Origin of the sequence: Micromonospora sp. NPDC085948, from assembly GCF_040686315.1 — a bacterium.
Lineage (GTDB): Bacteria > Actinomycetota > Actinomycetes > Mycobacteriales > Micromonosporaceae > Micromonospora.
The window spans coordinates 193,405-206,259 of the sequence record NZ_JBFBJW010000005.1; the positions used below are offsets into that span (position 1 = coordinate 193,405).

A 12,855-nucleotide genomic window follows, 5' to 3' on the forward strand; every position below is an offset into this window, starting at 1 on the left:
GTCGCCTGTGCAGGATCGACCCATGCGAAGGCGACAGCTGACATCCGCGCTCGTGGGGTTCCTCCTCGCCGGGACCGCCATGATGGTGCTACCCCGCCACGGCGACACCGATGGCTGGCGAGCCACGTTCAGCCCTGCCCTGCCAGCGCCGACCGGATCGCACGACGTGGGCGTACGACGGATGCGGCTCGTGGACCAGGACCGCCGCGACCCTTGGCGCCCGGACAGTGACCGGACGTTGATGCTCGACGTGCACTATCCGGCCGACTCCGGGTCCCGGCCGTTGGCGCACTACGCGGTGGCGCCCGCGCTGACCGAGTTCGGCCGCCTGGCCTGGGCGCCCGGCGAAGAGCGACGCCTGGGACTCCTACCGGACGAGGTCAACTGGATGTTCCGCACCCATTCCCACGAGTGGGCGCCGCCGGCCATCGGCTCGTTCCCCGTCCTGGTCGGCTCGCCACCACCCGGGGTGATGCGGTCGGCGTACACCGGCATCGCCGAGGAACTGGCGAGCCGCGGATACGTGGTCGTCACCGTCGACCACCCGTTCGACGCGCCGGTGGTCGACCTCTATCCCACCCGGCGGGTGATCGAACCCACCGACGCCGTCGCCACCGTCGGGCGTCTCGACGCCGACACCACCAGGATCGCCGACCTCGAGTACGTCACGAGGAGACTCTCCAGCCTGGACCGGCCGGTGAGCCGCGTGATGGACCTGCGGAGGGTCGGCCTCTTCGGGTGGACCGGCTCGGACGCCAGACAACGAGCGCACCTCGCCGGGCTGCCCGGAGTCTCCGCCGTCGCGGACCTGACCGGCACCGCCGACGTCACCGACACCGGCATGGTGCCCCTGCTCATCATCGGAGGTTCGCCCATCGGCACGCACCGCGACCTCCCACGCTCCGGCTGGCGGGCGAGGGTCACCATCCCCGGCGCGTCTCCGCGGTCGCTCACCGACGACGGGGTGATGTTGGCACAGATCGCGGAGCGCTACCCCCGCGTCGAACCAGTCGTGTGGCGGGACGTCGGGGAGGTGCACGCGTTGGCCTACCGCACTGTCCGCCGCGCGCTGGTCAGCTTCTTCGACCACCGGGTCAACGGGGCGCAGGCCGGCACGATCGTCGTGGAATCGGGCGTGACAGTTGATCTGGTCTCGTCGTGAGATGCTGACCGGCGTGAAGCGGCTCGCCGCGCTGGCCGCCGGGATCGTCACCGTCCTGGCGCCCTGGTACGGCCAGCCGACCCCGCTGCGGCTGACCGCCTGGGTGTCGGTCCTCGCCGCGACACTGGTGATCTGGTCGCCCCGACTGCCCCGGGTGCCGCTCGCCGCTCTGGCGGCCGTCGTCTCGCTGGGCGGGAGCCTCTGGGCGTGGCGGTGGCTCGGCTACGACTTCGTCGACGACGGCAACGACTCCAGCAAGCTCCTGCTGTGGACCACGATCGACGTCGGCGCGCTGACCACCCTCGCGGTCGCGCTGAGCCGCGGCGCCGGCCGGGCCGGCCGGCTGACCGGGGTGCTCCTGCTGCTGCCCGGGTCGGCGGTCGGGTTCCGACTCCTGCCCGACGCCGCCGTCGGCGAGCAGTTGTTCCTGGGTGCCCTGGGTGCCTCCACGGTGCTGGCCGGAGCGCTGCTCGGTCGCTACCTCCGCGGCCTCGACGAGCTGCGGGCGACCGTTGTGGAGCAGGCGCGGTCCGAGCAACGCCGCCAGCTCGCCGCGGATCTGCACGACTACGTCGCGCACGACATCGCCGGCATCGCGGTCCTGGCCCAGTCGGCTCGGGTGGTCGGCGCGAGCGACCCGGGAGCGCTCGTCGCGCAGGTCGAGCAGGCCGCCGCCCGGGCGCTGCGGCGTCTCGACCGCAGCATCCGGCTGATGCGGGACGACGGACACCCGACCCACCAGTACGGCCTCGCCGACGTACCCGACCTCGTCGACGCCCACCCGATCCGGGTCGAGCTGACCATGGCGGTGGCGGGACACGGCGACATCTCCGCCGCGGTCCAAGCCACGGCGTACCGGGTGATCGTCGAGGCCCTCACGAACGTCGCCCGGCATGCCCGCACCGCCGTCGCGGTGCGGGTGTCGGTGACCCAACGGGAGGGACACCTGGACCTCGTGGTCGCGAACGAACTGACGGCCGGAGCGACGCCGCCACGGGCCGAGGGTCAGGGCACCGGCCTGGCCTCCCTCCGGGCCCGGGTGGACGCGCTCGACGGCACCATGCGCGCCGGTCGCGAGCAGGGATCGTGGCAGGTACGCGTCACCCTCCCCCTACACTGAGTCGATGCCCACGCTGACGCGCCTGCGGCTGGGTATCGGGAAGGCGACGTCATGACCACAGTGGTGATCGCCGACGACCACGACATGGTCCGGCACGGTTTTCGCATGGTGCTGTCGGCGCAGCCCGACCTGACCGTCGTCGGAGAGGCCGGCAACGGCAACCTGGCCTGGGACCTGGTCTGCCGCCTGCGCCCCGCGGTGCTGCTGGCGGACATCAGGATGCCCGGCATGGACGGCCTCGAACTCGTCCGACGCGTCACGACCACCCCCGCGCTGGGGACGAAGGTGATCGTCGTGACCACCTTCGACGAGGATGACTACATCGGCCGGGCGTTGCGGGACGGGGCGAGCGGTTTCCTGCTGAAGGTCTCGGCACCCGGGCTGCTCGTCGAGGCCGTCCGAGCCGCGCTGGCGGGCAATGCCCTGATCAGCCCCGAAGTCACCGTCCGCTTGCTGGAACGGCTCAGAACCGATCGCGAAGCCCTCCAGGCGGACCCGCCCCTGACCGCCCGCGAACGGGACGTCGCCACGCTCGTGGCTCGCGGGCTGAGCAACGACGAGATCGGCGCGGAACTCCACGTCTCGCCGGGCACCGTCAAGACCCACGTCGCCCACATCTCCCTGAAGCTCGGAAGCGTCACGCGCGTCCGCATCGCCGCCTGGGCCTGGGAATCCGGCCTCGTGTCCCGCTCCTGACCGGGACACGGTACGAGCGACGGACCGATCTACCCACCGCACGGCCGCGTCGGGCGCGGGTGGCCGGGTCAGCCGTCCGGGGTGAAGAGCCCCTGGATGCCGACGACGATCGCGATGAGACCGAAGATCGCGAGCAGGAGGCGGACCCCGGTCGCTCCGGCCGGCTGCTCGCCACGTGGCGCCGGCCGTCCGGTCAGCCGCTCCCACAGCAGGGCGAGCCCGACGCCGATCCCCACCACCTCGAAGTGGAACACCCGGGGTCCGGACACCAGGTGGACGATGAGGTAGTAGCCGCCGGTCACGAGCGCCACGACGCCGACCACCCAGGCGATCGGGGCGGCCCGACCGGCGAGGCGTCCCAGGTCGTCGCCGACCCGCGGCAGCAGCCGCAGCACGGCGACGGCGAGCAGGAAGCCGCCGACGATGTTGGCGAGGTCGAGCAGCAATGCCATGATCACGATAGGTCTCCGTTGATCGAGGGTTCAGCGGGTGGGAGCGTACCCATGGACCCGGGTCGTTGAAACGATCCAGAGTCCGGGACCAGCGCGGTACGACCGGGCGAATATTCCGCCCATCGTTTATGCATTGACCAGCATCTTTGTAATAGCGGGCAAATTAACCGCCGCGAAACAGATGCGACACACTCGATCGTCACCTAGGCTGCCGGGTGACACATCGACCGCCCGCACCCGCAACGTGCTGGTCCCCCGCGTCCTCGCACACCGCCTACCGCCGGTCCACGCAAACGGCCGACGCCGATTGGAGCATTCGATGACCTGGCGTCCCACCATTGCCGCACTCGCCGGACTGTGCCTCGCGGTCGGCTCCGCGCCGTTCGCCACCGGTGCCGCCGCCACACCCTCGACAGCCGTGGACGCCGCTCCGGGCGGCGCTCACGCCACGCTCGCCGGCCCGCCCGGCGCACCGTCCGGGGTCTGCCCGACGGGGGTCGGATACGGATCACCGCTGCCGGCGAGCTCCCTGTCGGCCACGAAGATCCAGGGTGGGTTCTCGTTCCTCGAAGGGCCGGTCTGGGTCGCCGACGGCGGCTACCTGCTGATGTCCGACATGGCCGCCGGCACGGGTCAATACAATGTGCAGCCGTCCACGATCCGGCGGTTCACCCCGCCGGCGACCTTCGACACGTTCATCGCCAACGCCGGCAGCAACGGCCTGGCGCTCAGCGCCGACTCCCAGCAGATCATCGCGGCCACCCACGACCAGCGAAACGTGTCCGCCTACCGGCTGAGCGACTCCTCCCGCAGCACCGTCGCGGCGAACTACCAGGGCCGGGCGTTCAACTCACCCAACGACGTCGCGGTCCGGTCGGACGGCGTCGCCTACTTCACCGACCCCAACTTCCAGCGCGGCAACCGCGCCGACCAGATGAACGGTCGCACAAGCGTCTTCCGCGTCTCCGGCGGTCAGGTGTCGCTCGTCGACGACCGGCTACGCCAGCCCAACGGCATCTCGCTCTCACCCGACGGGACGGCGCTCTACGTGGGCGCGTACTCCGAGAACAAGATCTACAAGTACGCGGTCGCTGCCGACGGCAGCACCGGCGCCCGCAGCGTCTTCGTGAACTACATCGGCGGTCCGGACGGCGGGACGATCGACTGTGCCGGCAACGTGTACTGGACGTCGGGTTTCGATGGCCAGGTCCACGTCTACTCCCCCACCGGCACCCAGCTCGGCACGATCCGGGCCGGCAACTCCGGCACCACGAACGTCGCCTTCGGCGGTCCCGACCGGCAGACCCTCTACATCACCTCCGGCCAGCGCAACGACTCCGGCCTCTACAGTGTGCGGCTCAACATCCCCGGATACCCGTACTGACAGTCGCCGAGGGGCGCCCGGGTGACACCGGGCGCCCCGGTTCAGGAGTGCTGACGGCGGCCGGCGCGGATCCGCGCACCGAGGTCGCTGACCGGGTCGAGATGACGCAACTTGTCGGGGTTGACGATGGAGTGGATCGCCTGGATCGCACCGTCGGCGATGTCGAGGCCCACCACGCCGAAGAGCCGGTCCCGAGAGTCGAAGATCAGCGCACCGGGCCGGCCGTTGACCTCGGCGATCCGCATCCGTACCCCGCCGTGCGGCGCCACCACGGACATCGCGGTCGCCAGATGCCGTGCCACCCGCTGCCGGCCGTTGATCGGCGACGCCAGCGCGGGAACCTTCCCGCCCCCGTCGCCGTGCAGCACCACGTCCTGTGCCAGCAGCGCCTCCAACGCCGGCAGGTCACCCTGTTCGGTGGCGGCGACGAACCGCCGAGCCAACTCGTCGCGCTGCCGCCGCGAGGCGTGGTAGCGAGGCCGACGCTCCTGGAGGCGGACACGGGCCTTCGCCACCAGGTGCCGGGTACTGTCGACGTCGGTGCCGAGGATGCCGGCGACCTCGACGTACGGATAGTCGAACACCTCCCGCAGCAGGAAGGCGGCCCGCTGCCGGGGCGACAGGGTCTCCAGGAGTACGAGGAACGCCAGCGACAGTGCGTCCGCGGTCTCCGCCTGGTCGGCGGGTGAGGCGTCGGTGACCACCGGCTCCGGCAGCCACTCCCCGACATACCGTTCCCGCCGCGCCCGCGCCGAGCGGAAGTGGTCGATGGACAACCGGGTGACGAGCGTGGCGACGTACGCGCGCGGCGAGGTGAGCTGCTCGTTGCGGCCCAGCGTCTGGTGCATCCGCAGGAACGCCTCCTGCACCACGTCCTCGGCCTCGCTCACACTGCCGAGCATCTGGTACGCGATGGCGAACGCCCGCGGACGCAGCTCGCCGTAGAGATCAGCGGACGACACCGCTCAGCCCAGCCCTTCGACGAAACCGTTGCGCCAGCTCGGATACCGAGGCGTCCACCCCAGCTCCCGTTTGGCCTTCTCGCTGGAGATGCCTCGGGCCCGCGTCATCAGATCCACCGGAGCCGCGCCGGCCACCGCGCGCACCAGCCACGCCGGAAGGCGGCGCGGCGGCTTCGCGCCGAGCACGCGGGCCAGTTCCGGCAACCACTGACCCACCGGCGCCGGATCGTCGTCGGCGACGTGGTAGATCCCGCGCCGGCCGCGTTCGACGGCCGCGACCGTGGCCGCCGCGGCGTCGACGATGTGCACGAGCGACACCACCCCGGTGCCGCCGCCGACGACCGGGACCTTCCGGCGGCGGATCAGGCTGGCCATGCGGGCATCCGGCGCCAGTTCCACACCGGTCCCCGGGCCGTAGAAGCCACCGTAGCGAAGCACGATCCCCTCGGCCCACGTGATGGTGGTGACGGCGGTCTCCAGGTGGCGTAGCGCCGCCACGCTCTCCTCGGCGTCGGCCGGCGGGCGGGGCTCGATCCGGCCGTTCTCGTCGACCACCGGCCCGCCGGTGCGTTCCATCCACGAGGCGTTGCTCTGCGCCACGAACGCGCGTACCCCGATGGCGCGCGCGGCGGCGAGGAGGTGGTCGGTGCCCACGGTGCGCAGCCGATCGGTGGCGGCGGCCATCCGCTTGGCGTGTCGAAAGTCGGGCGGCCCACTCAACGCCGTCAGCTGATGGACGACGACCTCCGGCTCGGCCTTCGCCACCGCATCCGCCACCGAACCGGGGTCCAGCGCGTCGACGACGACCGGATCGGCGCCCAGTGTCCGCAGGGCGTCGAGTTTCGCGGCCGAGCGGGTCGTCCCGACGACCTCGTGACCGTGTGCGACGAGTTGGGTGACCAGTTGGCGGCCGATCGCGCCGGACGCGCCGGCGAGGAAGATCTTCATGACGTCTCCGTCCACTTGAACCTGTCAACAGAGACGAGACGGCCCGGCCCCCCATGAACGACAGTTACCCAGCTCACACCTCAGCAGCAGCCGAGCCGGTGCCACGGACCAGGGGTGACCCTAGGAAGGAGCGCCAACCCGCTGTTCGAGCACCTGCATCTTGTAGCGGAAGTCGGTCAGATCGTCGTCGTGGAAGAGGTGGAAGAACCACTGCGGCATCCGCGGCTGCTGCCGGCGGGCGACGAACAGCACATCCTGCACCTGCCGGGCGAACACGGCGAACGCCTGGTCGTCCGCGATCACGTCCGACGGTTCCTCGGTGACCGCGCGCACCAGGCCGAGGACCCGGGTGCGGTCGCGGGTGGTCAGGATCTGCGCGCGGGCCATGTCCGAACAGGACAGCAGCAGACCCAGCGATGGCACGAACCAGACGCCGACCAGGCTACCGACCGTACTCTCGGTCGTGAGGCCCACGGTCACGCCCACGACACACCAGACCGCGACGACACCGAGCAGCACGGCAGCGAAGCGTCGCCGGACCCGCGAGCCCCACGCCAGGTTCTGCTCCAGACAGAAGAGCACGTCGTACGGAGCGGCGACGGTCGCGACGAGGTAGTAGTCCCGCAACCGCGTCTCGTCGCCGCGGAAGCGCCGGCTGAGACGGCTCAACTCGTCCTCGGACAGCCGCTCACCGACCAGGACCGCGTTCCACGGCAGGTCGAACAGGTCGGTGTCCAGCATCTCCTGCAACGTCGCGCTGACGTGCAGGTGCCGACCGATCAGGGGAGCCAGTACGACCGCGTAGACGCCGGCCCAGAGCGCACCGATGATCGAGACAGCGGGTTGCAGCGGGGGTAGCGCCACCTTCGCCACCACGCCGAGACTCGCGACGGCCAGTGACATCAACAGACTGACCGCCTGGGCGCGTTGCGTGTAGCGGTGTGCCACCGCGATGGCCCGGAAGAGGATCAGGGAACGGTCGTTGTTCTGTGACTGGTTGATCCGCCGCATGCCTGCCAATGGAACCTCCGACCGTCAGGCGGTCCACCCCTGCCACCAGATGGTGACACGATCAGCGATCGAGGCGCTACCGTCCGTTTGATCGACGACTCCGACGACACCTCACGTCGCCACGTGCTGTCGGCCCGGCTCCCCAACCACCGGAACAGCACACGCATCCGGTCCCGCCACGGACCCGATCAGGTGATCGAACCCGGACGGGACCGGATGCCCCGTACCGCTGTCGGTGCTGTTGCCCTCGACGAGCCGAGCGGCCAGATGATCAGCCGAAGCAGTTGGGGACGGGCGGCGCGCTGGGCGTGCAGTTGGTGGGCCGGTTCGCGCTGATGACCGACTTCTCATCCACGGTGACCTGACCGCCCTCGTTGAAGACCCCGCCCGGCGCCAGGGCCGAGACGTTCTCCGTCACCGTGGACTCGGTGAGGTTGACGGTGCCCCTGTTGTAGATCCCGCCGCCGCGCGAGTTCGTGCCGACGGCCTTGTTCCGGTTGATGTGGGTGTGCCGCAGCACGACGATGCCGCTGCCGACGTAGACGCCGCCGCCGTGCTCGATCGTGCTGAACGTGCTGGCGGCGTTCTCGCTGATCTGGCTGTCCTCGACCACGAACCGGCCGATCTGGTTGAAGATCCCGCCGCCGCGTTGGCCGGCGCTGTTCCGGCTGATCTTGCTGTGCTCCAGGTGGAAGATGCCGTCGCTGAAGATTCCGCCGCCTTCGCTGCCTGTCGCGTTCTCGCTGACCTCGATGTTCCTCGCCGTGGTGGTGGCGTTGATTCCGCTGCGGATGCCACCACCCCGGAAGCCCGAGGTGTTGTGGTGCACGCGCACGTTGTCGAGCACGGCGACGCTGGAGTTGGACAGCCCACCACCCGTGCCACCGATCGGCAGGACGGTGACAACGCCGATCGTGTTGTTGTCGCTGATTCTGGTGTTCCGCACGGTGAGGTTGCCGTTGTTGTAGACGCCCCCACCGTCGTACAGGGCCGCGTTGTCACTGATCTTGCTCTCGTCGTCCCCGTGCTTGTCGCGGTCCTTGCCGTCCCGGTCCTTGCCGTCCCGATCCTTGCCGTCGCGGTCCTTGCCCTCGCCATGGTCGCTGCGGCCGAGGATCCTGGTATCGCCGTAGTTGGCGATGCCGCCGCCCGAGCCGTTGGTCCGGTTGAAGACCACGTCGGTGTTCTCGATGGTGGCCCGGCCGCCGATGTCGATCCGGATTCCACCCCCACCGCCGCCGATCCCGCTCGTGTCCTGGCCACCCTTGATGGTCACGTCGCGGAGCTGGAGGTCGCCGCCGGGGCCCACCTCGAGGATCCGGAACGGTGCGGCGTTGGCCGCGCGGACGATGGTGGCGCCGTTCCCGTCGATCGCGACCCGCTGAGTGATGATCGGCAGGCCGATGGGACCGTGGGGCACGGGTGGTTGAGGTGCGGACGCGTTGAGCGTGTACGTGCACTTCCCGGCGAGCTTGAGGGTCGCCCCGTTGCCGGCGTTCGCGCGGACGAGCGCCGCGATCAGCTCGTTGGCGCCACACGGCACGTCCGTGACGTGGTCGCCCTCGCCGCCCCGGTGGTCGTCGTCCTTGTGGTCCGTGCCGCCCCGGTCCTGCCCTTTGTTGTCGTCGCCGGTCAGCCGGCTGGTGCTGCCGGCGAGGACCTGCTCCCCGGCGTTCACCAGGCTGCTGCCGCTCGCTCCGAGCGCTCCGGTCACCCCTGTCGGCGCGCTGACGGCGGCCAGCCCAGCCACCCCGGCCACTCCGGCGACGAGCCACCGTGCCCGCCGCCTCCTGGCGGGAGGTGGTTGATCTGCCGCTACCTCGCTGACGTTCGGGTGTCGATGGTTGGACATCGAGCTACCTAGCCCTTCTCCCTACACCATGTCTCCGCACGTAACAATCCGCGCAGACAGCGACAAATCGGGTGTCGCTCCCGACATGAACGTAGTGGAGCAGGACTCGCGTTAACCGGTCTTATGCGAAGAAGTCCTACATTAGGTGCAGATACCCCCAGCGCTCCGGCCGCGCCACCGCGCGCGCCCGCGCTGGCAGCACGCCGCGCGCAGCGGCAGAGCCGGCCGGCGCCGGCAGGCCAAACAGCCGACGGTCAGCCGCTTCGCCGGTTACCCCACTGGCGCGGGCTCTGGACCGAGCCCCGGCCGCCGAAGTGCTGACCCTTTCCATGCGGTTGGGGTGAGGCGACCTTGCCCCTCGCGCGTCGGGCAGCCCGATTCGCGGGAGCGGCAGGCTGGTCAGCCTCGGCCTCGACCGTGGTTTCGGCATCCGCCTCGTGGTCGTCGTGAGCGGGCTCAGGCTCCGGCATCGGTATCTCCCTGGATCTGGGGCGCCCCATGGACCATCGATAGCCGACGGACGCGACTGTGGTCGACGCCGGGGTGGGCGCCTGCAGGATATCGCAACGCTCAGCCCGCCCCGTCGACGGTTGCCCGCTGGCACCGCGACGGCGCTGGAGGGCCGAGATTTGTGGTTGCAGTGGTTCCCTGATCAGGATCAGGCCGATCCGGATCAGGACAACGGGGCAGCCAATGACGGACGTGCCTGGTTTGATGGAACGCCGCACCGCTGTGCACGGAGGACGTGATGGGGAACTACAGCGAACCGCTGCTGCTGGACAGGAGCGGCAACAGCTACCCGCTCCATGACCGGCGCTGGCGCGGCGACGACGACAGCCCTCTCATGCTGTCACCCCTGTCCGGGTTGATGCCGGAGCAGATCGACCAGGGCGAGTGGTCGCTGTGGCGCTACCGTTCCGTCCTGCCCGTCGACCCTGACTACCGCGTGAGCCTCGGCGAGGGCCTCACACCGATGGTCGCGCTGACCTGGGGCGAGCACCGGGTGCACTTCAAGCTGGAGTGGTTCAACCCCACGTCGTCGTTCAAGGACCGCGGCGTGTCGGTGATGGTGTCGCACCTGCGTTCACAGGGTGCTGACCGCGTGCTCGAGGACAGCTCCGGCAATGGCGGTGCCGCGGTCGCCGCCTACGCCGCCGCGGCCGGCATACGTGCCAAGATCATCGCACCGGCGGCGACGAGCGCACCGAAGATCCTGCAAGCACGTGCCTTCGGCGCGGAGATCGAGCTTGTTGGTGGCACCCGCGACGAGGTCGGCACGGAGGCCGTCCGACAGGCGGAGCAGATCCCGTACGCCAGCCACAACTGGCACCCGATGTTCCTCCAGGGCACCAAGACGATCGCGTACGAGATCTGGGAGAGCCTCGGCTTCACCGCCCCGGACAACGTGGTGCTCGTCGCCGGAGCCGGCAGCCAGATCCTCGGCTGTGACATCGCCTTCTCCGAGTTGCTCGCCGCGGGACAGATCGACCGACTACCCCGGCTGCTCGTCGGGCAGCCCGAGCACTGGTCCACCATCGCCGACACCCTCAACGGTGTCGACCGGGCCGGGCGCGGCGAGCGCGTGCCTACCATCGCCGAGGGTGCCTCCATCGCCACCCCGGTACGGCTCCCCGAGGCCGTCGAGGCGCTACGTCGCTGCGGCGGCGCGGGTGTCGCCGTTCCAGAGGAGCAAATCCACGCCGCGGTCCGCGCCCTGGCCGCCCGCGGGCTGTACGCCGAGCCGACCAGCGCCGTCGCGGTCGCCGCACTCGACCACTTCATCTCCAACAGCACCATCACTCCCGATCAGACGACCGTCGTCGTACTCACCGGCTCGGGGCTCAAGTCCGCCGACAAGATGGCCAGCCTGATCCCGGCCTGAGCCGGACGCCCACCTGCCACCCACCACCGGAGAGTCCGACCAGTACGGCTGACCAGCCCACCTCTGCCCCGTGGCCAGACGTGGACCTGCGCGACCTGCGCCTGGCGGTGGGTGCTTCGCGAACCCATTACGTTGCGGTACCTCGCGGTCGCACCTGCGGAGCCAGGGGTCGACCGTCGACTATTTTGGCATCGTGACACTGGTGCAGGCAGTCGAGATCGAGGACTACCGTCCCGAGTATTCACTCCTTGTTCTGGTGGATCCGAACGTGGAGTGGGGTCACGAGGATCCGGAGGTGCCCCGGCACCGTGATCGCGGCGGTCGGCCGACCGGGACGTTCGCCGGGACCGGCGCCGGCTGGGTCACCGCTCAGGCGCCGGGCCTGGCTGATCATGCGGTACGTCTCGAGCTGCACGACGGTCCGCCGCCCACTGATCACGAGGAGTTCGACGATGTCCTGGAGGCGTCGTACCGTTCGAGCTCTGGTGGGTTGTCGGTCACCACACTGACCGGCGGCGTCGGTCCCGCCGACCTCGACCTCGGTGCTGCGCAGTGGTATCGGGTGCGGGTGGCGCGCGGGCAGGCGGGCACGGAGAGCACGTCCGGCTACACCTGGGTGCTGCGCTTCTGGGCCGATCCGGTAGTTGAGCCGCCTGTCTGGCTGGCCCGCGGCCAGTCGGCGATCGGAGGCCCGGACAACGGCTGGCACTCGGCGCTGCCGCGCTGGGTGACGGAGGTGGCGGACATCGCCGCCAACATGGCGCGGCGGCTCGGTCGACCGGTAACCCCGCAGCAGGTCGAGGACGGCTTCCACTCGCCTCCGTCGTATCCGGTCGGTTGGCTGGACGAACCGTTGTGGCCGCGTCCGTCAGCCACCGGCCACGTCGCGCCCGGGTACCGCGCCCGGGAGGCTGCGGAGCAGCGCCGGCTCGCCGAGATCGTGGCCGAACTGGGCGTGCCTCCCGTACGTCGCAAGCGGGACGTGTTCCCGCTGCTGGTCGCTGCCGGCATTCTGGTGTGCGAGGAAAACGCCTACCGGGCTGGCCAACCCGCCCGGATCGACACGGTTCTGTCGTTGCCTCCGGATGAGGTTGCGGCGGTTCGGCAGCGGGACTTGCGTTGCCGCTACGACGCTGTCGCCCAGGATCTCGAAGCGGTACTGCGCTGGACACCCCGGACTCCGTTGGAGACCACGCCGGCAGAACTGGCGCAACGGCTGCTGGTGAGCGAGGTGGAACTGGGCGAGGCGCTGGCCTACGCGGAGGAGACCGGTTTGGTGCACACCGAAGACGGACGCCCGCTGCGGCTGTGGCTTGGCCCCCGGGGCACATCCTGAGCCGGCCGTTCTCGCCAACCTCGGCGGAGCCGCAGCGCCCACGAGGTCGG

The 12,855-nt window shown here is 70.2% G+C and carries 11 protein-coding genes; 6 read left to right on the plus strand and 5 right to left on the minus strand.

Annotated elements, in window-relative coordinates; genetic code table 11:
* Positions 1-22: 22 nt before the first annotated feature.
* Genes AB0O48_RS16080 through AB0O48_RS16090 form a run of 3 tightly spaced genes read left to right on the plus strand, consistent with a single transcriptional unit; the run spans position 23 to position 2,978 of the window.
* On the plus strand, positions 23-1,162 hold the full coding sequence (locus AB0O48_RS16080; protein ID WP_365066195.1) for a hypothetical protein: 1,140 nt from the start codon (positions 23-25) through the stop codon (positions 1,160-1,162).
* Position 1,163: 1 nt separating this feature from the next.
* Entirely contained in the window at positions 1,164-2,282 is a 1,119-nt protein-coding gene (locus tag AB0O48_RS16085; protein ID WP_365066198.1) for a histidine kinase, read from the plus strand.
* A 51-nt stretch (positions 2,283-2,333) separates the two neighbouring features.
* The gene (locus AB0O48_RS16090; protein WP_357570366.1) at positions 2,334-2,978 is read left to right on the plus strand and encodes a response regulator transcription factor; all 645 of its coding nucleotides are present in this window, start codon (positions 2,334-2,336) and stop codon (positions 2,976-2,978) included.
* A gap of 68 nt (positions 2,979-3,046) precedes the next feature.
* Here AB0O48_RS16090 and AB0O48_RS16095 read toward each other — a convergent pair whose 3' ends face one another.
* On the minus strand, positions 3,047-3,430 hold the full coding sequence (locus AB0O48_RS16095) for a hypothetical protein (protein WP_357240667.1): 384 nt from the start codon (positions 3,428-3,430) through the stop codon (positions 3,047-3,049).
* A 319-nt stretch (positions 3,431-3,749) separates the two neighbouring features.
* Between AB0O48_RS16095 and AB0O48_RS16100 the strand changes: the two genes are divergently transcribed.
* Positions 3,750-4,814, plus strand: a complete 1,065-nt coding sequence (locus tag AB0O48_RS16100) for an SMP-30/gluconolactonase/LRE family protein (protein ID WP_365066202.1) — start codon at positions 3,750-3,752, stop codon at positions 4,812-4,814.
* 41 nt (positions 4,815-4,855) lie between these two features.
* On the opposite strand, the gene sigJ is transcribed toward AB0O48_RS16100, so the two are convergent.
* The 4 genes from sigJ to AB0O48_RS16120 all read right to left on the minus strand — a co-directional run bounded on the left by sigJ (position 4,856) and on the right by AB0O48_RS16120 (position 9,587).
* Complete coding sequence (gene sigJ / locus AB0O48_RS16105) at positions 4,856-5,776, minus strand: RNA polymerase sigma factor SigJ (protein ID WP_357239944.1); 921 nt, start codon at positions 5,774-5,776, stop codon at positions 4,856-4,858.
* 3 nt (positions 5,777-5,779) lie between these two features.
* On the minus strand, positions 5,780-6,724 hold the full coding sequence (locus AB0O48_RS16110) for an NAD(P)-dependent oxidoreductase (protein WP_365066205.1): 945 nt from the start codon (positions 6,722-6,724) through the stop codon (positions 5,780-5,782).
* Between the two features lie 120 nt (positions 6,725-6,844).
* Positions 6,845-7,735, minus strand: a complete 891-nt coding sequence (locus AB0O48_RS16115; protein WP_357239949.1) for an S-4TM family putative pore-forming effector — start codon at positions 7,733-7,735, stop codon at positions 6,845-6,847.
* A gap of 271 nt (positions 7,736-8,006) precedes the next feature.
* Positions 8,007-9,587: a right-handed parallel beta-helix repeat-containing protein gene (locus tag AB0O48_RS16120; RefSeq protein ID WP_365066209.1), complete on the minus strand. Its 1,581-nt coding sequence runs from the start codon at positions 9,585-9,587 to the stop codon at positions 8,007-8,009.
* 748 nt (positions 9,588-10,335) lie between these two features.
* Between AB0O48_RS16120 and AB0O48_RS16125 the strand changes: the two genes are divergently transcribed.
* Both AB0O48_RS16125 and AB0O48_RS16130 read left to right on the plus strand, forming a co-directional pair.
* The gene (locus AB0O48_RS16125) at positions 10,336-11,469 is read left to right on the plus strand and encodes a pyridoxal-phosphate dependent enzyme (RefSeq protein WP_365066212.1); all 1,134 of its coding nucleotides are present in this window, start codon (positions 10,336-10,338) and stop codon (positions 11,467-11,469) included.
* Between the two features lie 193 nt (positions 11,470-11,662).
* Positions 11,663-12,805 (plus strand): hypothetical protein, encoded by a 1,143-nt coding sequence (locus tag AB0O48_RS16130; RefSeq protein ID WP_365066215.1) that lies wholly within the window; start codon positions 11,663-11,665, stop codon positions 12,803-12,805.
* Positions 12,806-12,855: the final 50 nt, after the last annotated feature.

Coding starts and splice junctions, on each gene's coding strand:
- AB0O48_RS16080 (WP_365066195.1), top strand. CDS start 23: ATGCGAAGGCGACAGCTGACATCCGCGCTCGTGGGGTTCCTCCTCGCC.
- AB0O48_RS16085 (WP_365066198.1), top strand. CDS start 1,164: ATGCTGACCGGCGTGAAGCGGCTCGCCGCGCTGGCCGCCGGGATCGTC.
- AB0O48_RS16090 (WP_357570366.1), top strand. CDS start 2,334: ATGACCACAGTGGTGATCGCCGACGACCACGACATGGTCCGGCACGGT.
- AB0O48_RS16095 (WP_357240667.1), bottom strand. CDS start 3,430: ATGGCATTGCTGCTCGACCTCGCCAACATCGTCGGCGGCTTCCTGCTC.
- AB0O48_RS16100 (WP_365066202.1), top strand. CDS start 3,750: ATGACCTGGCGTCCCACCATTGCCGCACTCGCCGGACTGTGCCTCGCG.
- AB0O48_RS16110 (WP_365066205.1), bottom strand. CDS start 6,724: ATGAAGATCTTCCTCGCCGGCGCGTCCGGCGCGATCGGCCGCCAACTG.
- AB0O48_RS16115 (WP_357239949.1), bottom strand. CDS start 7,735: ATGCGGCGGATCAACCAGTCACAGAACAACGACCGTTCCCTGATCCTC.
- AB0O48_RS16120 (WP_365066209.1), bottom strand. CDS start 9,587: ATGTCCAACCATCGACACCCGAACGTCAGCGAGGTAGCGGCAGATCAA.
- AB0O48_RS16125 (WP_365066212.1), top strand. CDS start 10,336: ATGGGGAACTACAGCGAACCGCTGCTGCTGGACAGGAGCGGCAACAGC.